Source organism: Shinella sp. SUS2 (assembly GCF_001262505.1).
Lineage (GTDB): Bacteria > Pseudomonadota > Alphaproteobacteria > Rhizobiales > Rhizobiaceae > Shinella.
In genome coordinates this window covers 432732-455514 of record NZ_KQ410724.1, presented here as the reverse complement: position 1 = coordinate 455514, position 22783 = coordinate 432732, and the positions used below count along the sequence as shown (strand labels likewise).

Sequence of the window (22783 nt, the reverse complement as noted above, 5' to 3'; positions counted from 1 at the left end):
AGCCCTTCTGCTTTTCAGCCACCAGACACTTTCAGCCGTTGAAACCCGACAGCCTAGCGTGGGCTGAGCGGTGGGCGCTTCGTGTTCATCTGGAGTTCGTGGCGGCTGGCGAAGCGGCCGAAGAGCAGGAGCAGCTTGCGCTCCTCAGCCTTGTCCAGCCCGTTCCTGCGGCAATGTTCGATGACGTCGAGGACATGACGGGTCTGGCGGGGCGTGAACTGGCGATTGTCGATGGGATGCGTCATCGGATGCCTCCTCCGTTCGGTAGCCGAACCAAGGAAGAATGCGCCGGGCCATGGCTTTGTTCCCGGCGCCCGTCGTGTCAGGCAACCATTCCGGCGCCGGACTGGCCAGCCTTGCGGGAGAGGCCGTAATCCCGGTCCTGCAGCGGGCGGCGGAAGGTCTGGCTGCGGTCGCGCGGCAGGGCCGAAAGGTCGGCGAGCGGCGTTCCGATCGCCCCATCCGCGTAGGTGCCCGTTGCAATATCGTCCTCGGGCGTGGCCGGGCTCACCTGAAAAAATCCGAAAAACATCCTGCTGTCTCCAGTTTCTCTCCAAACGGCCGATCGGGGTTTGCGTTCCCTCCGACGCGCCGGATAGACGCAAAATTAACCATGTTTGCTAACAGGTCGTTAAAGCCCTCGCTTTTTGCGATCGGCGACAGGCCTCTTCCTGATCCGGCCTGTCATGATTCACGTCTTGGCGTACGCCGCCATTGGCGATAGCCTTCATCCAACGTCGGGTTGGCAGAGGGGCAATCGATGACGACTGAAATGATTTCAGAAAAGGCATTTTCAGACCAGGATGCACTGACGTCCGCCAATTTTGCCGAACGCACCAGACGGCTGCCCTTGCGCGCCAGGATGGTGTTGCGGGGCCTCTTGGACCTCGAGACCGGCGCACTGGCGATGACCGTCCCCGGCGGGCAGACCTTCTTGATCCGCGGCAGGACACAGGGGCCCAGCGCCGCTGTCCGGCTCAACAACTGGAATCTCGTCAACCGCGCCGTCAGTGCCGGCACGATCGGCGTTGCGGAAAGCTATATGGACGGCGACTGGGAAAGCCCGGATGCCGGCGCCTTCCTCGAACTCTTCCTCGTCAATACGACTGTCGGCCGCAGCTACACCAACGGCCCGCGCGGACTCTTCCTCCTCGCGGAAAAATTCCGTCACTGGCTGAATGCCAACACCCGCCGCGGCTCGAAGCGCAACATCTCGGCGCATTACGATCTCGGCAACGAGTTCTATTCGCAGTGGCTCGACCCGACGATGACCTATTCGTCCGCGCTCTATTCCCGCGGCGCAAACGACCTCACCTCGGCCCAGGTCGCAAAATACCGCGCGCTGGCCGAGGCGACCGGCATCGGCCCGAACGACCATGTGCTGGAGATCGGCTGCGGCTGGGGCGGCTTTGCGGAATTCGCCGCCAGCGAGATCGGTTGCAAGGTGACGGGCCTGACGATCAGCCGCCAGCAGCTCGCCTTCGCGCGCGAGCGCATGGCAAAGGCCGGGCTTGCGGACCGGGTCGAGCTTAAGTTTCAGGATTACCGCGACGAGACCGGCACCTATGATCGCATCGTCTCCATCGAGATGTTCGAGGCGGTCGGCGAACGCTACTGGCCGGCCTATTTCTCAAAACTCAGCGAATGCCTGAAGCCGGGCGGCCGCGCGGGCCTGCAGATCATCACCATTCTGCAGGAGGCCTATGCCGAGTACCGGGCCAATCCGGATTTTATCCAGAAATACGTCTTCCCGGGCGGCATGTTGCCGACCCGCGAGCACCTTGCCTCCCTCGGCCGACAGGTCGGGCTCGCGACGGCCTCCGACATCGGCTTCGGCCACGACTATGCCCGCACCCTCGCCGAATGGCGCCACCGCTTCTGGGCCGCCTGGGAGCGCATCGTCCCGCTCGGCTTCGACGAGCGCTTCCGCAAGCTCTGGGAGTTCTACTTCTATTATTGCGAGGCGGGCTTTCGGGCCCGAAACATCGACGTTCGCCAGGTGGTCTACACGCGGCCTGCCGCCTGAGGGCAAGACATGGAAAAAATCCCTCTGGAAGGTCGCTCCATGGGAACACGATTTCTTGCAAAGCGCGGCTTGCCGGCCGAAAAGACGCTTTCCAATCTAGGCACATGAAGCGAGGCTCGGGTCCCATGGCAATTCTTCCGTCCGTTCTGGATGCAATCGGCAACACGCCGCTGATCCGGCTCAAGGGAGCCTCGGAGGCGACGGGCTGCGAAATCCTCGGCAAGGCGGAATTTCTGAACCCCGGCCAGTCGGTCAAGGATCGCGCGGCGCTTTCGATCATCCGGGCGGCGGAGCGTTCGGGCGCCCTGCGGCCGGGCGGCGTCATCGTCGAGGGCACGGCGGGCAATACGGGCATCGGTCTTGCCCTCGTGGCGCAGGCGCTCGGCTATCGCACCGTCATCGTCATTCCGGAAACCCAGAGCCAGGAGAAGAAGGACGCGCTGCGGCTGCTCGGCGCCGAGCTCGTCGAGGTGCCGGCCGTTCCCTACAAGAACCCGAACAACTACGTAAAACTCTCCGGCCGCCTTGCCGAGCAGCTCGCAAAGACCGAGCCGAACGGTGCGATCTGGGCGAACCAGTTCGACAATGTCGCCAACCGCGACGCCCATATCGAGACGACGGCGCCGGAAATTTGGCGCGACACCGACGGCAAGGTCGACGGCTTCGTTTCGGCCGTCGGCTCGGGCGGCACGCTTGCTGGCGTCGCCGCCGGCCTCAAGGCGAAGAATCCGAACATCAAGATCGCCCTTGCCGATCCGGATGGCGCCGCCCTCTACAACTATTATGCGCATGGCGAGCTGAAATCCTCCGGCAGCTCCATCACCGAAGGCATCGGCCAGGGCCGCATCACGGCCAATCTCGAAGGTTTTACGCCGGACTATTCCTACCAGATCCCCGATACCGAGGCCGTCCCTCTGGTCTTCGACCTGATCGAGAACGAAGGCATCGCCGTCGGCGGCTCCTCGGGTATCAACATTGCCGGCGCGATCCGGCTCGCCCGCGACCTCGGCCCCGGCCACACGATCGTGACGATCCTGTGCGACTATGCTAACCGCTACCAGTCGAAACTCTTCAACGCGGACTTCCTCGATTCGAAGGGCCTGCCCGTTCCGGGATGGCTGAAGGCGAAATCGGGGATCAAGGTCCCCTACCAGCCGGTCGAATAGGTCTCATGTCCCTCACCACCACTGCCCTCTTCCGCGACGATTTCTATCTTTCGACGAACGAGGCGGTGGTGACGGCGGTGCACCAGGACGGCGGCATCGAGCTCGACCAGACCTGTTTCTACGCGACGTCGGGCGGCCAGCCCGGCGACAGCGGTTTCCTGGAGCGCGCCGACGGCAGCCGCATCACGCTCGGTCCGGCGGTGACCGGCGCGACCAAGGACATCATCCTCCACCGGCCGCTGGAGGGCGAGGCGCTGCCGATCGTCGGCGAGGCTGTTGTCGCCCATATCGACTGGGCGCGCCGCTACAAGCTGATGCGCATGCACACGGCCTGCCACCTGCTCTCCGTCGTCTGCCCCTATCCGATCACCGGCGCGGCCGTCGGCGAGGACGACAGCCGTGTCGATTTCGACATGACGGAGACGATCGACAAGGACGAGGTGACGGCCCGGTTGATGGCGCTCGTTGCGGAGAACCATCCAATCTTCGTGCAGTGGATCACCGACGCGGAGCTTGCCGCCAATCCCGGCATCGTGAAATCGAAGAATGTACGCCCACCGATGGGCCTTGGCCGGGTCAGCCTCGTGTGTATCGGCGAGAACTCCGCCATCGACAGCCAGCCCTGCGGCGGCACCCATGTCTCCGAAACCCAGGAAGTGGGTGCCATCCACATCGCCAAGATCGAGAAGAAGGGCAAGGAGAACCGCCGGTTCCGCATCCGATTCGGGGCGCCGGAGGCCTGACGGGATAGGCTCCGCGGCAAAATCGATCTAGGATATTTTCCAGCATATTCAATTTATTGCAGTGCCCATCACGCAGAGTACACCTGCCGGGCACTGCCAGCCTGACAGGGAGAAGACCATGTCCAACGACAAGAGCCGGTTCGTCGTCTCGGCGGACTTCGTGGAAAAGCAGCTCGGCGCGCCGCAGTTCCGCATCGTCGATGCCGCCTGGTATCTTCCCGCGCAGAACCGCAACGGCGCGGCCGAGTATGCGGCAGGCCACATTCCCGGCGCCGTGTTCTTCGACCAGGACGTGATCGCCGATCATTCGGGCACGCTGCCGCACACCGTGCCCTCGCCGGAACTCTTCGCCGCCGAAGTCGGCAAGCTCGGCATTTCCGATACGGACACCATCGTCGTCTATGACGGCCCCGGCATCTTCACCGCACCGCGCGTTTGGTGGCTGCTCCGCACCATGGGCGCAAAGAACGTCTTCGTTCTCGACGGCGGACTTGACGGTTGGAAGAAGGAGGGCCGGCCGCTTGAGACCGACCTGCCCGAACCGGCACCGGCCGTCTTCCACACCAATTTCAATCCCTATGCCGTCACCTCCTTCGAGGAGATGCGCGGGATCGTCACGACCGGCGCCAGGCAGATCGCCGACGCGCGCGGCGCCGGCCGCTTCACCGGCGAGGAAGCCGAGCCGCGCGCCGGCATGCGCGCCGGCCACATGCCGGGCGCAAAAAGCATGCCGTCGGGCACCTTTTCCGAGGGTGGCCGGTTCAAGGATCTCGCCAGTCTGCGTCGGCATTTCGAGGAAACCGGCATCGACCTTTCCAGGCCGGTCGTCACGACCTGCGGTTCGGGTATCACCGCCGCCATCATCACGCTGGCCCTGCACTCGCTCGGCCATGAGAACAACACGCTCTATGACGGCTCCTGGTCCGAATGGGGCGGCCGGGACGACACGCCCGTGGCGACGGGGAAAGACTGATGGCAAAAAAGTCCCGGCCCGCGCCGATCGCGGTGCATGTCACCACGCTGGAAATGACCGCGCCGCCGAAGCAGAGCCTGCCGGTGCCGGTCAACGTGCACACTGCCATCCTCAGCGCGCCCGACATCCCGCTCGCCTTCTACCGCTTCCTCTATCGGCAGGTCGGCGGGCGCTGGCACTGGGTCGACCGGCTGCGCATGGACGACGAAACGCTTGCCGCGACGCTGCACGACAAGCGCAACAGCGTCACGGTGCTCTATGTGAACGGTGCGCCGGCCGGCTTCTTCGAGCTTCTGCAGGTGGACGACACGGTGGTGGAACTGTCGCATTTCGGCCTGTTCGAGCGGGCGCTCGGTCTTGGCATCGGCAAGTGGTTCCTGCTGCAGACGCTCTATGCCGCCTGGGCGCCCGGCCCGACGCGCGTCACGGTCGATACCAACAATCTCGATCATCCGCGCGCGTTGCAGCTCTACCAGATGTTCGGCTTCTCGCCGGTCGGCACGCGGGACACCGACCTCGTGCCGTTGTCGGACGCCGAGCTGCTTGCGCTTGCCAAGCGCGACTGTCTTTTGCCCGGCGAGGTGCGTTAATCACTCTGAACGGAACCTAACAGGCGGTTCAGGTCCGCTTCAGATCGCCTGTGGCACTTTCCAGCCAACAGACGATCAACCGAGCAAGGAAACACCGCCATGCAACGCCGCGCCTTTCTGACCGCGTTCGCCACCGCCCTCGCCGTTCCCGCCTTTTCAGGCCTCGCCGTCGCACAGGAAACCCCGTCCTCGGAAATCATCCTGCGCCGGCTCGATGCGGCGCCGGCACGCCGCCTGCGCGAAGAGGAACGGGTGACGGTGCGAGAACTCAAGCGCCGGCCGGACCTGCGCAGCGCGGCACCGTCGATCAACATCCAGTCGATCAACTTCGCCTTCGGCTCCGCGGATATCCCGCGCTCGGAATACCGCAAGGTGCGCCAGATCGCCCGCGCCATGGAGCAGTTGCTGAACCGCCGCCGCCGCGCCGTTTTTCTGATCGAGGGCCATACGGACGCCGTCGGGTCGGCCGCTTCCAACCAGATCCTGTCGGAGCGTCGCGCCGAATCGCTGAAATGGGTGCTCGTGCAGGAGTTCGGCATTCCCTCCCGTGCGCTCGAAACCGTCGGCTATGGCGAGGACTACCTGCTCGTCCAGACGCTGAACGAGGAATGGCGCAACCGGCGTGTGACGCTGCGCCGCATCGATGAGTTCGTGCGCTGAAGCCCGCTGGAAACACATGAAAATCACCGCGGACCGGCCGTCCGGACACCGCGGTGATCGCCTTCCGGGCAACTGGTCCGGACCAATTCGCCGCTGGAAACGCTGTCACAGCTGTGCCATATGACTGTCACGCGCAATTCCGGGGGCGATGGATCCGCTGGACGGATCGATCGGCAGACAAACGGAACTTCTCGCTCGCATGGACAGCCGCACGCCCGACCTTCGCGATTTGCTCGGCAAGCGGGTGCGCGTCCTGCACACCAAGCGGCGCCTCAGCATCCAGAAACGCATCGTAGAGTTCGAGCAGCAAACCTATGTGCTGCATTTCTTCCTGCGCAAATCGACGAAGGACCGCTTCGAGGCGGCGGTGCGCAAGCTCCAGCAGTCGGGCATTTCCGCCCAGCATGTCTGTGCCGGCACCGGCTCGCGGCGCGAGGCCCTGCGGGCCGGCGGCCACTGGCTGGCGCTCTCCTTCCTGCCGGGCACGCCGCTGTCGCGGAAAGCCCATCCGAAGGCCCTCGCCGCGCTCGGTGGAACGCTGGCGAAGCTGAACGCGATCGAAGGCGCCGCTTCGGGCGCGCTCTTCGAGCGGCGGCAGCCCGTCCTGCCGCACGAGGCCTATCTTTCCTTCGCCGGCGCGGCGCATACACCCGAGGAGCGGCGCTGGATCGAGGAAAGCCTTGCCCGCATGCGCCGCCTGCCCGCAAACCAGCTGACCCACGGCGATCTCTACGGCAGCAACATCATCGAGCAGGACCACCACGCGATCGGCCTCATCGATTACGAGCTGATGACCTATGACGTGTCGGGCATCGAGCTTGCAGCCACGCTGATGCGCCCCTTCTGTCGCCAGGGCGCGCAGCGGCGGAGCCTGCTTGAGGGTTACCTCGCGGCCTGCCCCGCGGCCCTTGCCGATATCTGGCGGCGCCATGCGCCCGATTTCGTCTTTGCCGCAGCGACGCGACTGCTTGCCGCGCGGCAGAGGCGCATTCGTCACCTCACCATCCGTGATCGCCTGCTGGCGGCCGGCGAACGCGTGCTGCCGTCGTCGATGCGCAAGCGGGTGAAGGATCGGCGGACGGCCATCGCCAAGAACATCGCCTCTGCCCGGGAGAACGAGGCCTATTATCTGCATATCGCCCGGACCATGGTCGGCCTCTGCCTCGCCGAGCCGGCGATCGACCCCGTGCATCTCCTGGAACATTGCGACAAACTCTTCCGCAAACCGGGCTGAACCGCAGGAAACGGGTGTCGCGATCGTGGCAAAAACGGGAGGCTACCGGCACGTCAACCGGAGCCCTGTGCCATGTCCATCCGCTTCCTGCCCATGCCGACCGAAACCGCCGCCGCCTATTGGACCGGCGGCAAGGATGCCTACGGCCTTGAGCCGGAACGGCATGTTTCCGACGGTACCGGCGTGCCCTGCCGCCATTGCCTGCGGCTGGTCGGCGCCGGGGAGCCCTATCTCGTCCTGGCGCACCGCCCCTTCCCGGCCATGCAGCCCTATGCGGAAACCGGACCGATCTTCCTCCACGCCGAGCCCTGTCCGGCCCATCAGCCCTCGCAAAGCCCGCCGCCAATGCTGACCAGCCGCGACTACATCGTGCGCGGCTATTCGGCGGAAGACCGCATCCTCTACGGCACCGGCGCCGTGGTGCCGACATCCGGCATCCCGGCCTATGCCGCAGTGCTGCTCGCCCGGCAGGACGTCGCCTATCTGCACATCCGCTCGGCCCGCAACAACTGCTACCAGTGCCGCGTCGAGCGGGCATGAAAAAGGCCCGGATCGCTCCGGGCCTCCTTTATCCGTACCGTGACCCCGATCAGGCGACGTTGAGCACCGCTTCGGGCGCATAGGCCTCGTAGCCGAGCGCATCGGCGACCGGGCGGTTCGTCACGCGGCCCTTATGCACGTTGAGACCGGCGCGGAGGTGCCGATCCTCGGCGATCGCCTTCAGGCCCTTGTCGGCAAGCTGCAGGCCGTAGTGCAGCGTTGCGTTGTTCAGGGCATGGGCGGAGGTGACCGGCACGGCGCCCGGCATGTTGGCGACGCAGTAGTGCACCACGCCGTCGACCTCGTAGGTCGGGTCGGAATGGGTCGTCGCGTGCGAGGTCTCGAAGCAGCCGCCCTGATCGATGGCGACGTCGACGATGACCGCCCCCTTCTTCATGCCCGAGAGCATTTCGCGGGTGACGAGTTTCGGGGCCGCGGCACCGGGGATCAGCACTGCGCCGATGACGAGATCGGCGGAGAAGACCTCCTCCTCCAGCGCGTCGATGGTCGAATAGCGGGTATGGATGCGCCCGCCGAAGAGATCGTCGAGCTGGCGCAGGCGCGGGATCGAGCGGTCGAGGATCGAAACATCTGCGCCGAGGCCCGCGGCCATCTTCGCCGCGTGCAGGCCAACGACGCCGCCGCCGATGATCGCGACCTTGGCCGGCAGCACGCCGGGCACGCCGCCGAGCAGGATACCGCGGCCGCCATTGGCCTTCTGCAGCGCCGTCGCACCCGCCTGGATGGACAGGCGGCCGGCGACCTCGGACATCGGCGCAAGGAGGGGCAGACCACCGCGCTCGTCCGTCACCGTCTCATAGGCGATGGCGGTGACGCCGGAGGCGAGAAGGCCCTTGGTCTGGTCCGGATCGGGCGCAAGATGCAGGTAGGTATAGAGAATCTGTCCGTCGCGGAGCTGCGCCCATTCGGCGGGCTGCGGTTCCTTGACCTTCACCACCATGTCGCACTTCTGGAAGATATCGGCGGCGGTGGCGGCAATCTTCGCGCCGGCGGCGCGATAGGCGTCATCGTCTGCGCCGATGCCGGCGCCGGCCTTGGTCTCGACGAGAACCTCGTGGCCGTGGGCCACATATTCGCGCACGGCACCGGGCGTCAGACCCACCCGATATTCATGATTCTTGATTTCCTTCGGACAACCGACACGCATGCGCGTTCCTTTCCCAGTGTGTTCCCGTTTTCATTGCCGCCGCTCCCGGCGGGGATCACCATGGAAGCAGAGGACGCACGCAATGTCCTTGCAAAGCCGGTTTGCGAAACGGCCACACGTCGAATATTCTCCTGATATTAGCGGAATTTTCGAAGGAAATTCGAATGGCGCACTTGGATGCAATCGATGCTGCGATCCTCAAGGCTCTCCAGCAGAACGGGCGAATCTCCAATGCCGAGCTTGCCGAGCGTGTCGGCCTGTCGCCATCGGCCTGTTCACGCCGCCTCGACATCCTCGAAAAATCCGGCACCGTCACCGGCTACCACGCCCGCATTTCGCCAAAGGCGCTGGACTACAAGATGATCGCCATCGTGCACATCTCGCTGTCCGGCCAGTTCGCCAAGACGCTCGCGGAATTCGAGGCGGCGGTCAAACTCTGTCCCAACGTGCTGGTCTGCTACCTGATGTCGGGTGAATACGACTACATCCTGCGCGTCGCCGCAAAGGACCTAGAGGACTACGAGCGCATCCACCGCGACTGGCTGTCGGCCTTTCCCCATGTGGTGAAGATCAATTCGAGCTTCGCCCTGCGCGAGATCATCGATCGGCCGAATGTCGGGGTCTAGGTCGTTCCGGTTTCACGCGGTTCCGGATGCAAAACCGCTAGACGCTTTCGCTGGAGATGACGCGGTTGCGCCCGCCGTTCTTGGCGGCATAGAGCCGGGCATCGGCAGCGGAGAGCAGCGCATTCAGCGTCGTGCCGTCGCTGTAGCTGTTGGCGATGCCGATGCTGACCGTCACCGGCACGCCGTCCGGCCGGCGGATTTCGGCCTCGACGGCCTGGCGCAGCATCTGCGCCCGCTCGGTGCCGACCGCCGGGGAAATGTCCTCGCAGATGACCACGAATTCCTCGCCGCCGAAACGAAACAGCCGGTCGCTGGTGCGCAGGGCCCGCTGCAGGCTGGCGGCGATATCCTTCAAAACGCCGTCGCCGGCAAGGTGCCCGAAGCGATCGTTGACGTCCTTGAAATGGTCGGCGTCGATGATCATCAATGTCATCGGCTTTCCCTCGGCCAACATGGCCGACAGCATGCGCGGCGCCTCGAACTCCAGGCGGCTGCGATCGTAGACGCCGGTCAGCGCGTCGCGGCCGGAACGGTCGAGCAGGTCCTCGTAGCGCTCGCGGAAGGTGAGATCGGCAAAGATGTCCGAGATCGGACGCGGTGAAACGGGAATGGCGGAAATGCGCGAATAGTGCAGGTACACGGTGATCAGCACCGCATAGGCGCTCGCCGCCAGCATCTTAGCAATCCAGCCGCCCCAGAACACCTCGGTCGGCGCGCCGTTGAGGAAATGCAGCGCGGCGAAGAAGCCGATCTGGTCGAAGGTGAGCACCACGATGCCGGAGACGAAGAAGCGCAGGGCCGTGTTCTTCTTGAAGACTCGCCCGAGCCGCTCGTAGAGCAGGATGATCGCCAACGAATCGAGATAGAGCAGCGTCGTGCCCCACAGCATCAGCCAGCCCATCTCGTCGATGAAGGCAAGGTCGGCGATGCGGCCGGGCACCACGCCGATGGTCTGGTGATGGCGCAGGAAGAAACTGAGGCCGACCGTCAGGAAATTGCCGGCGAGCAGGCCGTAGATCGGCGCGCGCACCACCGCCGCATCCTCCTTCACATAAAGAAGGAGAATCATCATCAGCTTGCCGGAAAACAGCACCGAGGAGCCCGGCGAAATGACGCCGAAGGGCAATTCGATGTAAAAGACCGCGGCCAGATAGGTTTCCAGGAAGTGCATGACGCCGAGCGCGGCAATGAACACGCCGATGCCCAGCTGATGGCGCAGGTGCAGAAGGCCCACCATGAAGACGAAATAGAACCCGGCCTCGATGAGAAGCAGAATCAGGTTTTCAATACCCATGGGCTGTCCGCAGCATCTTCGACTGCCCGGCAGCTAACCGCACCGAGAGAGTCGCAACAAGTTGTTTTCCCGCGGATACAGGCAATCGCGCCGGTTCTCCAGCGCCTTCGTGCAATTGTGTACGACTTTTCACAGGGGCGGACGAAAAATCCGCCTGGGTCCTCAGACCTGCCGGCTGTCGATGCCGTCGCCGAAGAGCGAGGCGCCATGCTGGTCGGCGATCTGCTTCGCCTTGCGGAAGGTCGAGGCGACCGTATCGTCCCGCGAGGAGAAGAGATCAGCGCGGATGAAGCTGCGGGTCAGGACCCGGTCGCCGTCCCGCTTCTCGATCCGGCCTGCCAGACGATACTGCCCGCCTTCCGGAATGGGAGCCGCAACGAAGGTGAGGTCGTTGTAAGCCTCGGTTTCCTCCGCGATTTTCGCGGGAGTTGCCGAGTCGCCGCCGCGACCGAAGAGTTTTGAAAAGAACGATGCCATGGCCGATTGCTAACACAGGCCGCGGCGCGCTCCAAGGGGAGAGCTGTGGATAGCATCACCCGCCGCCGCGACGTCCTCTTGATGGAAGACTGGCGCGGGCAGCAGGCAACGCGACCTAGATAACGAGATTGGCCAGGATCTCGTTTTCCGTGATGTCCTGGTAGCGCAGGCCCGCCCCGTCGAAGGCCTTTTTCAAGGCAGCGAAATTCTCCGGCGCCTTGGTCTCGATGCCGATGAGGATCGAGCCGAAGTTGCGGGCGGATTTCTTGAGATATTCGAAGCGGGCGATGTCGTCGTCCGGGCCGAGCAGGTTGAGGACGTCGCGCAGCGCGCCGGGACGCTGGGCAAGGCGCAGGATGAAATACTTCTTCAGTCCCGCATGCCGCATCGCGCGCTCCTTGACATCGGGCAGGCGCTCGAAATCGAAATTGCCGCCGGAAACCACGGCAACGACCGTCTTGCCTTCCAGCGCCTCGCGGCCAAGCGCATCGAGCGCCGTCAGCGACAGCGCGCCGGCCGGCTCCAGCACCACGCCCTCGACATTCAGCATGTCGATCATCGTCACGCAGATCGCATTTTCCGACAGCAGCATCACCTGGTCGGCTGAGAAGCGGCTCAGCGCAGCGAAATTCAGCGCCCCGATCTGGCCGACCGCGGCACCGTCGACAAAGTTGTCGACCTGGTCGAGCGTCACCACCGCGCCGCTTTCGAGGCTGCGCCGGAGGCTCGGCGCACCCGCCGGCTCGCAGAAGATGAAACTCGACGGGCCGATCCGGCCGTCAAGGTAACCCGTTATGCCGGAGGCGAGACCGCCGCCGCCGACCGGCAACACGACGAGGTCCGGAAGCATGCCGTCCGGCAGCTGGGCGACGAACTCCGCCGCGACCGTCGCCTGTCCTTCGATGATGTCGGCATGGTCGAACGGTGGCACCATCAGCGCGCCGGTCGCCTCGGCATGCGCGCGGGCCGCCGTGTAGCACTGGTCGAAGAAGTCGCCGACGAGCTTGATCGTGACGAAGTCGCCGCCAAACATGCGCGTCTTGTCGATCTTCTGCTGCGGCGTCGTCACCGGCATGAAAACCACGCCCGGCACGCCGAAATGGCGGCAGACGAAGGCAAAGCCCTGCGCGTGGTTGCCGGCCGAGGCGCAGACGAAGCTGCGGGCACCGGAAGCATCGGCGAGCACCTTGCGGAAGAAGTTGAAGGCCCCGCGGATCTTGTAGGAGCGCACCGGCGAAAGGTCTTCGCGCTTGAGATAGATGTCCGCACCGTAGCGGGCGGAAAGATGTTCGTTCAGTTGAAGCGGCGTTTCGGGAAAGAGGCCGCGCAGGGCCTCCATGGCCGTGTCGACGTCAGGTGTCATGCTCTGGTCCGTGTTCGATAGATTGGGTTCAAAAAACTGCGTTTCTTGCCTTCGGAAAAGGACAGAGGCAGGCAAAGCCGATCATTCTTCAAACCTTTCCGATGCCCCGCGGCCGCGAGAGCCGCGCGACAGAACCTGTCCGAACCGGAATGGCGCCGCGCCGGGGCGCCATCCTTGAGTTTGGACGATGCAAAGGCTATGGCATATCGACGCGACGGTTACCACCCGCCCTGGCCAGCATGGCCTCTTCGAGACCAGAACTTGAACGCCACCATCTTCCGATCAGCCATCAATATCGCAGCCATCAGCGGGATCTATCTTTCCGTCGCGATGCTGATCCCGGCCTTCATCGACGTCTATTACGGCCATCCCGATTCGGAGGTGTTCTTCCTCTCCGCCTTCATGACCGGCGGCCTGTCTCTGGCAACGGCCGCGGCCACCCGGTCCGGCCCGCCGCCCTTCAACAAGCGCATGGGCTTTCTCGTCGTCAACATGCTCTGGCTGTCCGGCAGCATCATCGGCGCCATTCCGCTCTGGCTCTCCTCGCTGAACCTCACCTTCGCGCAGGCCTTCTTCGAGTCGGTCTCGGCGATCAGCACGACCGGCTCCACCGTCATTACCGGCCTCGACAACGCGCCGCCGGGCGTTCTGATGTGGCGCTCGCTGCTGCACTGGCTCGGCGGTGTCGGCATCCTGGCGCTCGGCCTGTTCATCATGCCCTATCTGCGCGTCGGCGGCATGTCCTTCTTCAAGCTGGAATCCTCGGATACGGCGGACAAGCCCTTCGCCCGAATCGCAAGCTACACCCGCGCCTTCCTCGCCCTCTATGTCGGCATCACCCTGCTCTGTGCCGTCGTCTATGCCGCACTCGGCATGAACCGGTTCGATGCGCTGAACCATGCCATGTCGACGGTGGCGACCGGCGGGCTTTCGACGCATGACGCCTCCTTCGGCTACTACAAGAGCCTGCCGCTGCTGTGGGCAGCGACCTTCTTCATGACGCTGTCCAGCCTGCCCTTCTCCGTTTTGATCCTCTTCGTCGTGCGCGGGCGGCTCGATGCATGGCGCGACCCGCAGATCCGCGTCTTCCTCGGCTATCTCGTGCTCTTCTCCATTGCGGCGAGCGTGTTCCAGCGGCTCGAAAACGGTGTCAGCTTCCACGAGGCGCTCGCCCATTCCTTCTTCACCGTTGCCTCCATCCTGTCGACGACAGGCTTTTCGAGCGACGACTATACGCAATGGGGCCATTTCATCGTGGCGCTCGCCTTCGTCGCCACCTTCATGGGCGGCTGTTCGGGCTCGACCTCCGGGGGGCTGAAGGCCTACCGTCTGATCATCCTCTTCAACTTCATCCGCACCGGCCTCTACCGCCTGATCTATCCGAATGGCATCCACGCCGTGCGCTACGGATCGATGACCGTCGATGCCGATTTCCAGCGCAGCGTCTTCCTGTTCTTCATCACCTATGTCGCGATCTCGGCCGTCGGCGCGATCCTGCTCGCCCTGATGGGCTACGACGTGCTGACGGCGATCTCGGCGGCCGCGACCTCGCTGTCGAATGTCGGTCCGGGCGTGACGCAGGCGATCGGGCCGGCCGGCACCTTCGCCGGGTTCCATGATGCGGCGCTCTACGTGCTCTCCCTGCTGATGCTGCTCGGCCGCCTCGAAATCCTGACCGTGCTGGTCATCCTCACCCCGCTCTTCTGGAAGAGCTGATTGCGGACGAGCCGCGCGGCGTTCTTGACTGTTGCCATGCTTCTTCGCATCCTGCCGCCAACCGCCCGGAGGAAGACGGAATGTTCGTGTCGAAGTCCCTGTTGCGCATGACCTTTGTCGCCGCGCTCGCGCCCACGCTCGCCCTTGCCGGCCCCCTTGCGGATGCGGCCAGGAAGGCCGAGGAGCAGGCGGCTGCCGGCGACACGGTCGGTGCGCACAATACGATCCGCGATGCCTTCGGCGCCTTTGCCGCCACGCTGCCCTTCTCGATCGGCAAAGCCGTCTTCGTTTCGGCCGCCCCGGAAGGCTACGGCATGTATGCTGTTCGGCCTGAGGCGAGCTTCAAGGTCGGCGAGGCGCTGATCTCCTATGTCGAGCCGGTCGGCCTCACCTGGCGGCCGGGCGACGGGGGCCTGCTCGAATCGCACTTCACCGTCGACCTGGAGCTGCTCGACCCGAAGGGTACGGTGCTTGCCGAGCAGAAGGCCTTCGGCTCCTTCGACTTCAAGGGCAGCGTGCGCAACCAGGAGGTCTTCGCCAAGCTGACGCTCAATCTCAGCGGCCCGCCGGTGGGCGACTATGTGCTGCGCTATCGCTTCCGCGATGCTGCAAGCGGTGCCGTGGCGATCAGCGAGCAGCCGTTCAAGATCGTTCCCTGACCGACTTTTCCACAGGCACGCAGAGAATTGTGACAAGCCGGAATCCGCGCTTTCCAGCGGGTTGGCGGTCAATTATGACAGCGGCATGACAACCCCAGCCACGTAAGGGGCACCCATGCTTTCGCTGTTTCGCAAACTCATGCCGCGCGAGGACCGTTTCTTCGACCTCTTCGAGCAGCATTCCCGCACCGTCGTCGGCGCTGCCGAAGCCCTCCAGTTGCTCCTGGCCGGCGGGCCGGACATGGAAAAACACTGCAACCGCATCGTCGAACTGGAAGACAAGGCCGACGACATCACGCGCGAAGTGCTTCTTGCCGTGCGCCGCAGCTTCATCACGCCGTTCGACCGCGGCGACATCAAGGACCTGATCCAGTCGATGGACGATGCCATCGACATGATGCACAAGACGGTCAAGACCATCCGCCTCTACGAGCAGACGAGCTTCCAGCCCGGCATGCAGGAAATGGGCGAAGCCGTCGTCAAGGCTGCCCATCTCGTCGCCGAGGCCATTCCGCTGCTCGACAAGGTGGGCGTGCATGCCGGCCGCCTCAGCGCGATCGCCGAGGAAGTCACCCGCGTCGAGGGCCGCTCGGACGAGTTGCACGACCAGGGGCTGAAAGACCTCTTCAAGCAATACGGCAAGACCGATCCGATGGCCTATATCATCGGCAGCGAGATCTACGGCGAGCTCGAAAAGGTCGTCGACCGCTTCGAGGACGTCGCCAATGAAATCAGCGGTATCGTGATCGAGAACGTCTGATGGACGCCACCCTCGCCTTCCCGCTGCTCGTCGGCCTCGTCGGCATCGCGCTGCTGTTCGACTTCCTGAACGGCCTGCACGATGCGGCGAATTCCATCGCCACGATCGTCTCGACGCGCGTGCTGCGTCCGCAATATGCCGTCATGTGGGCGGCCTTCTTCAACTTCATCGCCTTCCTGTTCTTCGGCCTGCATGTCGCCGAAACGCTGGGCAAGGGCATCATCGATCCCGGCATCGTCAGCCCGCTCGTCATCTTCGCGGCGCTGATGGGCGCGATCATCTGGAACGTCGTCACCTGGATCTTCGGCATCCCCTCCTCCTCCTCGCACGCCCTCATCGGCGGCCTGGTGGGCGCGGGTCTTGCCAAGACCGGCTTCGACGCCGTCGTGTGGAGCGGCCTCATCAAGACGGCGAGCGCCATCTTCCTGTCGCCCGCCATCGGCTTCCTCCTCGCCCTCATCCTCGTGCTCGCGGTCTCCTGGCTCTTCGTGCGCCAGACGCCGTTCGCCGTCGACCGCACCTTCCGCGTCATGCAGTTCATCTCGGCCTCACTCTATTCGCTCGGCCATGGCGGCAACGACGCGCAGAAGACCATGGGCATCATCGCCGTGCTGCTCTTCTCGCAGGGCTATCTCGGCAGCGAGTTCCATGTGCCGTTCTGGGTGGTCATCACCTGCCAGGCCGCCATGGCGCTCGGCACGCTGATGGGCGGCTGGCGCATCGTGCACACGATGGGCTCCAAGATCACCCGCCTCAACCCGATGCAGGGTTTCTGCGCGGAAACCGGTGGCGCGATCACCCTTTTCGCCGCCACCTGGCTCGGCATCCCGGTCTCGACGACACACACGATCACCGGCGCGATCATCGGTGTCGGCGCCGCCCGCCGCGTCACCGCGGTGCGCTGGGGCATTGCCGGCAACATCGTCATCGCCTGGATCGTCACACTGCCGTCGGCCGCCGCGATCTCCGCCCTCTTCTACCTCACGATCGACGCGATCACCGGCTGAGGCCGCTCCAAACGAAAACGGCGGAAGCGTTGCCGCTTCCGCCGTTCCTGTTCCTGCCGTTTCAAATCCGGATCAGAAGAGATCCGGCGCGTGCTTGAGCGCATGGACCGGCTGCCCGAAGTCGGACGCCGCAAAATCGAAATCGTCGGAACCCGACGTCGCCGAAGCGTCATCGATGGCAAAAGGCCGGGCGGCAAAACCCGCATCGGCGTGATCGTTGCCGGCTGCCGCCGCCTTCTTGAACACGAAGGCATCGCCACCCCCGTGATCCTCGTCCGCCGGCTCGCCAGCCTTCTTCACGCCGGTGAACTTGAGCTGGAGCTTGGCGAAGAGTTCGGCGGTCTTGGCCGATTCGAAGAAGTACTTGTCGCTCTTGTCGTAGTAATCGCCATAGGACTTGAGGTTCAGCTTGGCCGTGCCGATCACGTCGCCGTCGCCGTCCACCGCCTTGAACGTCACCACGTCGCCGGAAACCTTCGTCGAGGTGATGGTCATCTTCTCAGTGCCGAGTGCATAGACCAGCTTGAACTTGCTGAAATCCCCATCCTTCTCGAGGTTGAGGCTGTAGTTCATCTTGGTGTTGAAGCTGTCGGTATAGGTGCCCTTGATGGTGAAGCCGGCCTTCGTCTGCGCAGTGGAGTAGGCCAGCGTGCTGCTGTAGCCTTCACCCTGCACCTTCACCGAAAGGCTCGTCGTCGTCTTGCCGATCTTCATCAGGATATCGGTCGTGCTGTCGCCGAAGCTGCTGTCGATCTCGACGGTCGCCTTCAGCGTCGTGGACGTCAGGCTGTACTTGGTCAGCTTGACGGTGAAATCACCGATGCCGTTCAGCGAACCGTAGGTCTTCTGCAGATAGGCCTTCGTCAGATATTTTGGAAATTTCATTTACGCCCCCAATGTGCCCCGCGTTGAAACATTGGACGCTAAAAAAGCGAAAGTTTTTCTACAAGGCAAGAGATCGCCCCTAGATTGCGCCTCGCGGGCGTGACCGGAAACGACGATGTGTTGCAGGGCCGGCACATTCCCGAGAACGCTTGCCGGAAAAGGCGCAGCAGGCGACCGAAACGGGAATCGGCATTGTCTTTCCCTCCCTGGCAAGGTGCGAATCATTTTGGCTAAGACTCTCCACTTCACCCTATTGACGAAGCGGCCCGACTTTCCGAAAAGCGAGCTACGCGGGCGTGGCGAAACTGGTAGACGCAAGGGACTTAAAATCCCTCGGCCTTGGCTGTGCGGGTTCGATCCCCGCCGCCCGCACCAAACGGCTCCGGCTTCTCAATTGGCCTCCATCTCGGATAGATAGTGGCGCAGCCGGACCTTCAGGTGTCCGACGACATGGGGATGGTCGAGAAAACGGGCTATCGACATGATCTCCCAGCGCTGACCCTCGTCGCCGAAAGCGACCGTACCGAAACCACCGTCGAGATGAGCGACATGAAAGTAGCTGCCGGGCGCGTCAGGTCGCTCGGCCGGATAATAGCGCTCCCATACGACCGACGAACGATCGACCCTGATGCCGAACTCCTCCCAGGTTTCGCGAAGGGCGCAGTCCATCGGCGTCTCATCCATTTCCCGGCCGCCGCCGGGCAGGTCCCACATGTCGGGAAACGGGATGTCGGCCTTGTCGTCGCGCTGATAGGCGATAAGGTGACCGTCGCAAATAAGGGCGATCTTCGCACCCTTGAAATCAGCCGGCTCCATTCTGACCAGGCCCCCCTCGTCCTGCCGCAAATCGGTACCGCCGATTCGCGTGGTTTCTGAGGCGAGCATATCGCGGCGCGCAAAAAAGGGCGCGGACCTGATGTGGGCCGCACCCTTCTTCATCGGCGATGTTTCAGGAGAACATCAGGCCGAGAGTTTTGCCGCGATCTTGGCGACATGGGCGCCCTGGAAGCGGGCGGCGTCCAGTTCGATTTCCGAAGGCTGGCGCGAGCCGTCGCCGTCGGTGATCGTCGAGGAACCGTAAGGCGAGCCGCCCTTGACGGCTTCCACGCCCATCTGGCCCTGGAAAGCGTAAGGCAGGCCGGCGACGACGAGGCCATGATGCAGCAGCGTCGGGATGAAGCCGAGGATGGTCGATTCCTGGCCGCCGTGCTGCGTGGCCGAGGAGGTGAAGACCGAGCCGACCTTGCCGACGAGCTTGCCCTGCGCCCAGAGGCCGCCGGTCTGATCCCAGAAATTGCGCATCTGCGAGGCGACCGTGCCGAAGCGCGTGCCGGCTCCGACGATGATCGCGTCATAGTCGGCAAGTTCCGCCACCGTGGCGATCTCGGCCTTCTGGTCGAGCTTGAAATGCGAAGCCTTCGCCACGTCTTCCGGCACCAGTTCCGGAACGCGCTTGACGGTCACCTCGGCACCGGCCGATTTCGCACCTTCCGCGACCGCATAGGCCATGGCTTCGATATGGCCGTAGGCCGAGTAGTAGAGAACCAGTACTTTTGCCATCGTCGTCTCCTGTTTCGATGATGCCTTTCCGCTTGATCGCGGCGTCGCGTTGGATGTAGCACTTCGGGGTGGCAATGCCCCAGCGGTTGCCCGGTCGACAGACTGTTCACCCACCATTGACAATGCCGCGCCTTCGGTCGGCATTTCTGTCCGAACTACAGAGAGCGCCCATGAGTTCCCGTCCTATCGCCACCGCCGCCATGCTCGCCATCGGCGACGAACTGCTCTCCGGGCGCACCAAGGACAAGAATATCGGCCAGCTCGCCGACATGCTCTTCCTCGCCGGCATCGACCTGAAGGAGGTGCGCATCGTCGGCGACGACGAGGACGCGATCGTCGAGGCGCTGAATGCGCTGCGCGCCCGCTATACCTATGTCTTCACGTCCGGCGGCATCGGCCCGACCCATGACGACATCACGGCGGACGCCATTTCCAAGGCCTTCGGCGTGCCCTGCCTGCACGACCCGCTCGCCATGCAGCTGCTCGGCGCCATGTACGAGCGCCGCGGCGTCGAGTTCAATGAGGCGCGCCAGCGCATGGCGCGCATGCCGGAAGGCGCTGTCCATATCGAGAATGCCGTCTCGACGGCGCCGGGCTTCCACATCGGCAATGTCTATGTCATGGCCGGCGTGCCGCAGGTCTTCACCGCCATGCTCGGCACCGTGGTGCCGACCCTTGAGGGCGGCGTTCCGATGCTCTCGCGCTCGGTCGCTTCGCCCTTCGGCGAAGGCGACATCGGCAGCGCGCTGGCCGGCATCCAGAAGAAGCATCCCGAAACCAGCATCGGCTCCTATCCGCGCTTCAGCGAAAACCGCTTCTCGACGGAAATCGTCATCCGCAGCCGCGAAGAAGCCCCGGCGGAAGCCGCCGAACGTGATATACTTCAGATGATTGCCGAAATCGCCGCGGCCAAGGCCGCGTCTTGATCCCGATCAAGGTTTGACGAAAGCGGCAGGCGCATGCTTCCATCGACCCAGAACAGGAGGCCGAAATGACCTACAAGACCATCGTGGCGGTGCTGAGCGCCGCCGAGGACGCCGGCAAGGTGACGGATCATGCGCTTGCCCTTGCGCGCAAGACCGGCGCTCACGTCATCGGCATCCATGCGGAAACGCCGGTCGTGGTCACGCTGATCGCGCCGATGGAATATCCCGACCCGAACGCCGTTCTCGACCTGCAGGAGCGGGCGCAGCAACAGTCCCGGGAGGTCGAACAGGCCTTCAAGTCGCGCTGCGAGCGCGACGACATCTCCTATGAGTGGCGCCTCTTCACCGGCACCGCCGGCTATGCCTCCGCCGGGATCATCGACAGCGCGCGCGGCGCCGACATCGTCATTGCCGGCCAGTTCGACCCCGATCTCGACGGCCCGGCGCGCGAGGACATCGAGGACCTGCTCTACGAGAGCGGCCGCCCGGTTTACCTCGTCTCCAATGCCCCGGCCGGCCCGGCGCCGATCGACCGCGTGCTGCTTGCCTGGAACGGCTCGCGCGAATCGGCGCGCGCCGCCTTCGACGCCCTGCCCTTCCTGACGGGCGCGAAGGAGGTCGAGATTTTTACCGTCGATCCGCCGGAGAACGTCATGCAGTCGCGCGACTTCTGCGGCGCCGAGCTTGCGGCAACGCTTGCCCGTCACGGCATCAAGACCACGGTCACGTCGGGTGCTTCCGATGGCCACTCGGTGGCCGAGGCGCTGAACCGGCGCGCGACGGAAATCGATGCCGGCCTCATCGTCATGGGGGCTTACAGCCATTCGAGGCTGCGCCAGCGCCTTTTCGGCGGCGTCACCAGCGCCATGATGCGCTATGCCCGCGTGCCGACGCTGATGTCACGCTGAGACGAAGGAGGCGGGCCTGCCTTCCTTGCCGCCTCTCAAACGACCGGTTTGACCATCGTCGTCGCCGCTCCGAATCCGAAGACCGGTTTCAGGAATCCGAGCGAGACGGTCGAGACGGCCTCGAACCCGCGCCGGGCGTAAAGCGCCTGGGCCCGCGGGTTCTCGTCGATGACATCGAGCCGCACCCGTTTCAATCCCGCCTCTGCCGCGCGATGCTCCAGCGCATCCAGCAGGGCCGAGCCGACACCGAGGCTGCGCGCCTCCGGCCGCACGAAGATGCCGTCCATGAGAAGCGTATCCGGTTCGCAGGGCCGCTCCAGCAGGCTGATCAGCAGCGCCCGGGCAGATCCCCCGAGCCAGCCGTAGACCTTCGCCATATCCGACAGGCCGCCGCCGACAAAGGCGCCGTCCGGCGTCTTGAACCCGGCAACGCCCAGAAAACCGCCATCCACCGAAACGGCGCTCAGCGCATGGCTGGGATTGAGCATCCGCTCGATGAAGGCTACCGCTTTTTGCCGTGGGCCGAGGGGATAACGCAGCTTGCGGGAAAAGGCCTCCCAATATCCTGAAGCGGCGATCCCGCGATGCTCCGGCCTCAGCCCCGGCTCGATGCGGAATTGGCCGCCATCCTCACTGTCGCGCTCCATGTCGTTCTCCTGTGTCATGCAGCAAACAGATGGGAGTGGCATAGTGACAGTGCAATTCCAGAGCGCCCCTTTTTGGCGGCCACCCTGCCCGACTTCCTTGTGGATGCCCCGGTCCCGTTGCCGCCATGGCGATTTTCTTGGGCAGCGAGTTGCAGTACAGAGGATGAATCTTCTTTTTCTGCCTATCAGGAGCCCGCCATGTCGCTGCCCGACAAAGCCTTCCCCGTATCCTGGGATCAGTTTCATCGTGACGCGCGCGCGCTTGCCTGGCGGCTGGCGGACGGCGGACGGGAATGGCGGGCGATCGTCTGCATCACCCGCGGCGGCCTCGTGCCGGCCGCCGTCATCTCGCGCGAACTCAATATTCGCCTCATCGAGACCGTTTGCGTCGCCTCCTATCACGACTATGTCTCGCAGGGCGACATGCATGTGCTGAAGGGCATCTCGCCGGAACTGACCAAGGAAGGCGGCGAAGGCATTCTCATCGTCGACGACCTGACGGATACCGGCAAGACCGCGGCGCAGGTGCGTGCCATGCTGCCGAAGGCGCATTTTGCCGCCGTCTATGCCAAGCCGAAGGGCCGCCCGCTGGTCGACACCTTCGTCACCGAGGTCAGCCAGGACACCTGGATCTATTTCCCCTGGGACATGGGCTTCACCTACCAGGAGCCGATCGCCAAGGGCACGCGCGGCTGAGCCCTCTATCCGCGGCAGCGTGAAACGTCCTTCAGGTTGCGACACAACATACTGATTTGGCATTTTTTTCGTCGATGGCCGGTGGATGCGCAAGCGTACCCGCCGGCTTAATCTTTCCGCAATTCCTGCCAAAGATAGTGCTTATGTTCACCGCATCGG

At 64.0% G+C, this 22783-nt stretch carries 26 protein-coding genes and 1 tRNA gene; 17 read left to right on the top strand and 10 right to left on the bottom strand.

Annotation, left to right across the window (positions count from 1 at the left end; translation table 11 throughout):
- Positions 1-53 precede the first annotated feature (53 nt).
- A complete protein-coding gene (locus tag AKG11_RS04935) occupies positions 54-245 on the bottom strand; it encodes a hypothetical protein (RefSeq protein ID WP_023515543.1) in 192 nt (63 codons plus the stop codon).
- 77 nt (positions 246-322) lie between these two features.
- A complete protein-coding gene (locus AKG11_RS04930) occupies positions 323-532 on the bottom strand; it encodes a hypothetical protein (protein ID WP_023515544.1) in 210 nt (69 codons plus the stop codon).
- A gap of 228 nt (positions 533-760) precedes the next feature.
- Here AKG11_RS04930 and AKG11_RS04925 point away from each other — a divergent pair, with 228 nt between their 5' ends.
- From AKG11_RS04925 to AKG11_RS04890, 8 genes are all read left to right on the top strand, one after another.
- Positions 761-2026, top strand: a complete 1266-nt coding sequence (locus AKG11_RS04925) for an SAM-dependent methyltransferase (protein ID WP_050743101.1) — start codon at positions 761-763, stop codon at positions 2024-2026.
- A 125-nt stretch (positions 2027-2151) separates the two neighbouring features.
- Positions 2152-3192: a cysteine synthase A gene (locus AKG11_RS04920; RefSeq protein ID WP_023514346.1), complete on the top strand. Its 1041-nt coding sequence runs from the start codon at positions 2152-2154 to the stop codon at positions 3190-3192.
- A gap of 5 nt (positions 3193-3197) precedes the next feature.
- Positions 3198-3935, top strand: a complete 738-nt coding sequence (locus tag AKG11_RS04915; RefSeq protein ID WP_050743100.1) for an alanyl-tRNA editing protein — start codon at positions 3198-3200, stop codon at positions 3933-3935.
- A gap of 118 nt (positions 3936-4053) precedes the next feature.
- Entirely contained in the window at positions 4054-4908 is an 855-nt protein-coding gene (gene sseA / locus AKG11_RS04910) for a 3-mercaptopyruvate sulfurtransferase (protein WP_050743099.1), read from the top strand.
- Positions 4908-5498: a GNAT family N-acetyltransferase gene (locus AKG11_RS04905; RefSeq protein ID WP_050743098.1), complete on the top strand. Its 591-nt coding sequence runs from the start codon at positions 4908-4910 to the stop codon at positions 5496-5498. Before sseA ends, AKG11_RS04905 begins: the two co-directional genes overlap by 1 nt.
- A gap of 99 nt (positions 5499-5597) precedes the next feature.
- Entirely contained in the window at positions 5598-6158 is a 561-nt protein-coding gene (locus tag AKG11_RS04900) for an OmpA family protein (RefSeq protein WP_023514342.1), read from the top strand.
- Positions 6159-6357: 199 nt separating this feature from the next.
- Positions 6358-7392 (top strand): phosphotransferase enzyme family protein, encoded by a 1035-nt coding sequence (locus AKG11_RS04895; RefSeq protein ID WP_157255811.1) that lies wholly within the window; start codon positions 6358-6360, stop codon positions 7390-7392.
- Between the two features lie 72 nt (positions 7393-7464).
- Positions 7465-7932, top strand: a complete 468-nt coding sequence (locus AKG11_RS04890; RefSeq protein WP_050743096.1) for a DUF1203 domain-containing protein — start codon at positions 7465-7467, stop codon at positions 7930-7932.
- Positions 7933-7981: 49 nt separating this feature from the next.
- Here the strand turns inward: AKG11_RS04890 and ald are convergent, their stop codons facing one another.
- Positions 7982-9100: an alanine dehydrogenase gene (ald, locus tag AKG11_RS04885; protein ID WP_024270452.1), complete on the bottom strand. Its 1119-nt coding sequence runs from the start codon at positions 9098-9100 to the stop codon at positions 7982-7984.
- 164 nt (positions 9101-9264) lie between these two features.
- Between ald and AKG11_RS04880 the strand changes: the two genes are divergently transcribed.
- Entirely contained in the window at positions 9265-9726 is a 462-nt protein-coding gene (locus AKG11_RS04880; protein WP_023516139.1) for an Lrp/AsnC family transcriptional regulator, read from the top strand.
- 37 nt (positions 9727-9763) lie between these two features.
- Here AKG11_RS04880 and AKG11_RS04875 read toward each other — a convergent pair whose 3' ends face one another.
- The 3 genes from AKG11_RS04875 to ilvA form a co-directional block, all read right to left on the bottom strand.
- Positions 9764-11020, bottom strand: coding sequence for a GGDEF domain-containing protein (locus AKG11_RS04875; RefSeq protein ID WP_050743095.1), 1257 nt, complete (start codon positions 11018-11020; stop codon positions 9764-9766).
- Positions 11021-11182: 162 nt separating this feature from the next.
- Complete coding sequence (locus AKG11_RS04870; protein ID WP_050743094.1) at positions 11183-11497, bottom strand: HlyU family transcriptional regulator; 315 nt, start codon at positions 11495-11497, stop codon at positions 11183-11185.
- Positions 11498-11612: 115 nt separating this feature from the next.
- Positions 11613-12860 carry a threonine ammonia-lyase gene (ilvA, locus tag AKG11_RS04865; RefSeq protein WP_050743093.1) on the bottom strand — a complete coding sequence of 416 codons (1248 nt, stop codon included), beginning with the start codon at positions 12858-12860 and terminating at the stop codon, positions 11613-11615.
- A gap of 261 nt (positions 12861-13121) precedes the next feature.
- On the opposite strand from ilvA, the gene AKG11_RS04860 reads away from it, so the two are divergent.
- The 4 genes from AKG11_RS04860 to AKG11_RS04845 all read left to right on the top strand — a co-directional run bounded on the left by AKG11_RS04860 (position 13122) and on the right by AKG11_RS04845 (position 17002).
- Positions 13122-14576, top strand: coding sequence for a TrkH family potassium uptake protein (locus AKG11_RS04860; protein ID WP_023516135.1), 1455 nt, complete (start codon positions 13122-13124; stop codon positions 14574-14576).
- Positions 14577-14656: 80 nt separating this feature from the next.
- Entirely contained in the window at positions 14657-15235 is a 579-nt protein-coding gene (locus tag AKG11_RS04855) for a hypothetical protein (RefSeq protein ID WP_050743092.1), read from the top strand.
- 115 nt (positions 15236-15350) lie between these two features.
- The gene (locus tag AKG11_RS04850; RefSeq protein ID WP_023516133.1) at positions 15351-15995 is read left to right on the top strand and encodes a DUF47 domain-containing protein; all 645 of its coding nucleotides are present in this window, start codon (positions 15351-15353) and stop codon (positions 15993-15995) included.
- Complete coding sequence (locus tag AKG11_RS04845; RefSeq protein ID WP_023516132.1) at positions 15995-17002, top strand: inorganic phosphate transporter; 1008 nt, start codon at positions 15995-15997, stop codon at positions 17000-17002. The genes AKG11_RS04850 and AKG11_RS04845 overlap by 1 nt, the downstream gene beginning before the upstream one ends.
- A gap of 72 nt (positions 17003-17074) precedes the next feature.
- Here the strand turns inward: AKG11_RS04845 and AKG11_RS04840 are convergent, their stop codons facing one another.
- On the bottom strand, positions 17075-17887 hold the full coding sequence (locus AKG11_RS04840; RefSeq protein WP_050743091.1) for a hypothetical protein: 813 nt from the start codon (positions 17885-17887) through the stop codon (positions 17075-17077).
- A gap of 290 nt (positions 17888-18177) precedes the next feature.
- On the opposite strand from AKG11_RS04840, the gene AKG11_RS04835 reads away from it, so the two are divergent.
- A tRNA-Leu gene (locus tag AKG11_RS04835) sits at positions 18178-18262 on the top strand.
- A 15-nt stretch (positions 18263-18277) separates the two neighbouring features.
- On the opposite strand, the gene AKG11_RS04830 is transcribed toward AKG11_RS04835, so the two are convergent.
- Together AKG11_RS04830 and wrbA are read right to left on the bottom strand one after the other, a co-directional pair.
- Positions 18278-18826, bottom strand: a complete 549-nt coding sequence (locus tag AKG11_RS04830; protein WP_197283955.1) for an NUDIX hydrolase — start codon at positions 18824-18826, stop codon at positions 18278-18280.
- Positions 18827-18847: 21 nt separating this feature from the next.
- Positions 18848-19447, bottom strand: coding sequence for an NAD(P)H:quinone oxidoreductase type IV (gene wrbA, locus AKG11_RS04825; protein WP_023516885.1), 600 nt, complete (start codon positions 19445-19447; stop codon positions 18848-18850).
- 170 nt (positions 19448-19617) lie between these two features.
- On the opposite strand from wrbA, the gene AKG11_RS04820 reads away from it, so the two are divergent.
- Together AKG11_RS04820 and AKG11_RS04815 are read left to right on the top strand one after the other, a co-directional pair.
- Positions 19618-20373 carry a competence/damage-inducible protein A gene (locus AKG11_RS04820; RefSeq protein WP_023516884.1) on the top strand — a complete coding sequence of 252 codons (756 nt, stop codon included), beginning with the start codon at positions 19618-19620 and terminating at the stop codon, positions 20371-20373.
- A 65-nt stretch (positions 20374-20438) separates the two neighbouring features.
- Positions 20439-21281 carry a universal stress protein gene (locus AKG11_RS04815; protein ID WP_050743090.1) on the top strand — a complete coding sequence of 281 codons (843 nt, stop codon included), beginning with the start codon at positions 20439-20441 and terminating at the stop codon, positions 21279-21281.
- Positions 21282-21316: 35 nt separating this feature from the next.
- Here AKG11_RS04815 and AKG11_RS04810 read toward each other — a convergent pair whose 3' ends face one another.
- Positions 21317-21928 carry a GNAT family N-acetyltransferase gene (locus tag AKG11_RS04810; RefSeq protein ID WP_050743089.1) on the bottom strand — a complete coding sequence of 204 codons (612 nt, stop codon included), beginning with the start codon at positions 21926-21928 and terminating at the stop codon, positions 21317-21319.
- Between the two features lie 198 nt (positions 21929-22126).
- On the opposite strand from AKG11_RS04810, the gene gpt reads away from it, so the two are divergent.
- Positions 22127-22624: a xanthine phosphoribosyltransferase gene (gene gpt, locus AKG11_RS04805; protein ID WP_023516881.1), complete on the top strand. Its 498-nt coding sequence runs from the start codon at positions 22127-22129 to the stop codon at positions 22622-22624.
- Positions 22625-22783 lie beyond the last annotated feature (159 nt).

Excerpts from the sequence above, each read along its gene's own strand:
- AKG11_RS04895 (WP_157255811.1), top strand. The coding sequence starts at position 6,358 with ATGGACAGCCGCACGCCCGACCTTCGCGATTTGCTCGGCAAGCGGGTG.
- AKG11_RS04925 (WP_050743101.1), top strand. The coding sequence starts at position 761 with ATGACGACTGAAATGATTTCAGAAAAGGCATTTTCAGACCAGGATGCA.
- AKG11_RS04875 (WP_050743095.1), bottom strand. The coding sequence starts at position 11,020 with ATGGGTATTGAAAACCTGATTCTGCTTCTCATCGAGGCCGGGTTCTAT.
- AKG11_RS04820 (WP_023516884.1), top strand. The coding sequence starts at position 19,618 with ATGAGTTCCCGTCCTATCGCCACCGCCGCCATGCTCGCCATCGGCGAC.
- ilvA (WP_050743093.1), bottom strand. The coding sequence starts at position 12,860 with ATGACACCTGACGTCGACACGGCCATGGAGGCCCTGCGCGGCCTCTTT.
- AKG11_RS04890 (WP_050743096.1), top strand. The coding sequence starts at position 7,465 with ATGTCCATCCGCTTCCTGCCCATGCCGACCGAAACCGCCGCCGCCTAT.
- AKG11_RS04830 (WP_197283955.1), bottom strand. The coding sequence starts at position 18,826 with ATGAAGAAGGGTGCGGCCCACATCAGGTCCGCGCCCTTTTTTGCGCGC.
- AKG11_RS04815 (WP_050743090.1), top strand. The coding sequence starts at position 20,439 with ATGACCTACAAGACCATCGTGGCGGTGCTGAGCGCCGCCGAGGACGCC.
- AKG11_RS04855 (WP_050743092.1), top strand. The coding sequence starts at position 14,657 with ATGTTCGTGTCGAAGTCCCTGTTGCGCATGACCTTTGTCGCCGCGCTC.
- AKG11_RS04905 (WP_050743098.1), top strand. The coding sequence starts at position 4,908 with ATGGCAAAAAAGTCCCGGCCCGCGCCGATCGCGGTGCATGTCACCACG.
- AKG11_RS04840 (WP_050743091.1), bottom strand. The coding sequence starts at position 17,887 with ATGAAATTTCCAAAATATCTGACGAAGGCCTATCTGCAGAAGACCTAC.
- AKG11_RS04900 (WP_023514342.1), top strand. The coding sequence starts at position 5,598 with ATGCAACGCCGCGCCTTTCTGACCGCGTTCGCCACCGCCCTCGCCGTT.
- AKG11_RS04915 (WP_050743100.1), top strand. The coding sequence starts at position 3,198 with ATGTCCCTCACCACCACTGCCCTCTTCCGCGACGATTTCTATCTTTCG.
- wrbA (WP_023516885.1), bottom strand. The coding sequence starts at position 19,447 with ATGGCAAAAGTACTGGTTCTCTACTACTCGGCCTACGGCCATATCGAA.
- AKG11_RS04810 (WP_050743089.1), bottom strand. The coding sequence starts at position 21,928 with ATGGAGCGCGACAGTGAGGATGGCGGCCAATTCCGCATCGAGCCGGGG.
- gpt (WP_023516881.1), top strand. The coding sequence starts at position 22,127 with ATGTCGCTGCCCGACAAAGCCTTCCCCGTATCCTGGGATCAGTTTCAT.
- AKG11_RS04845 (WP_023516132.1), top strand. The coding sequence starts at position 15,995 with ATGGACGCCACCCTCGCCTTCCCGCTGCTCGTCGGCCTCGTCGGCATC.
- AKG11_RS04920 (WP_023514346.1), top strand. The coding sequence starts at position 2,152 with ATGGCAATTCTTCCGTCCGTTCTGGATGCAATCGGCAACACGCCGCTG.
- sseA (WP_050743099.1), top strand. The coding sequence starts at position 4,054 with ATGTCCAACGACAAGAGCCGGTTCGTCGTCTCGGCGGACTTCGTGGAA.
- ald (WP_024270452.1), bottom strand. The coding sequence starts at position 9,100 with ATGCGTGTCGGTTGTCCGAAGGAAATCAAGAATCATGAATATCGGGTG.
- AKG11_RS04935 (WP_023515543.1), bottom strand. The coding sequence starts at position 245 with ATGACGCATCCCATCGACAATCGCCAGTTCACGCCCCGCCAGACCCGT.
- AKG11_RS04880 (WP_023516139.1), top strand. The coding sequence starts at position 9,265 with ATGGCGCACTTGGATGCAATCGATGCTGCGATCCTCAAGGCTCTCCAG.
- AKG11_RS04870 (WP_050743094.1), bottom strand. The coding sequence starts at position 11,497 with ATGGCATCGTTCTTTTCAAAACTCTTCGGTCGCGGCGGCGACTCGGCA.
- AKG11_RS04930 (WP_023515544.1), bottom strand. The coding sequence starts at position 532 with ATGTTTTTCGGATTTTTTCAGGTGAGCCCGGCCACGCCCGAGGACGAT.
- AKG11_RS04850 (WP_023516133.1), top strand. The coding sequence starts at position 15,351 with ATGCTTTCGCTGTTTCGCAAACTCATGCCGCGCGAGGACCGTTTCTTC.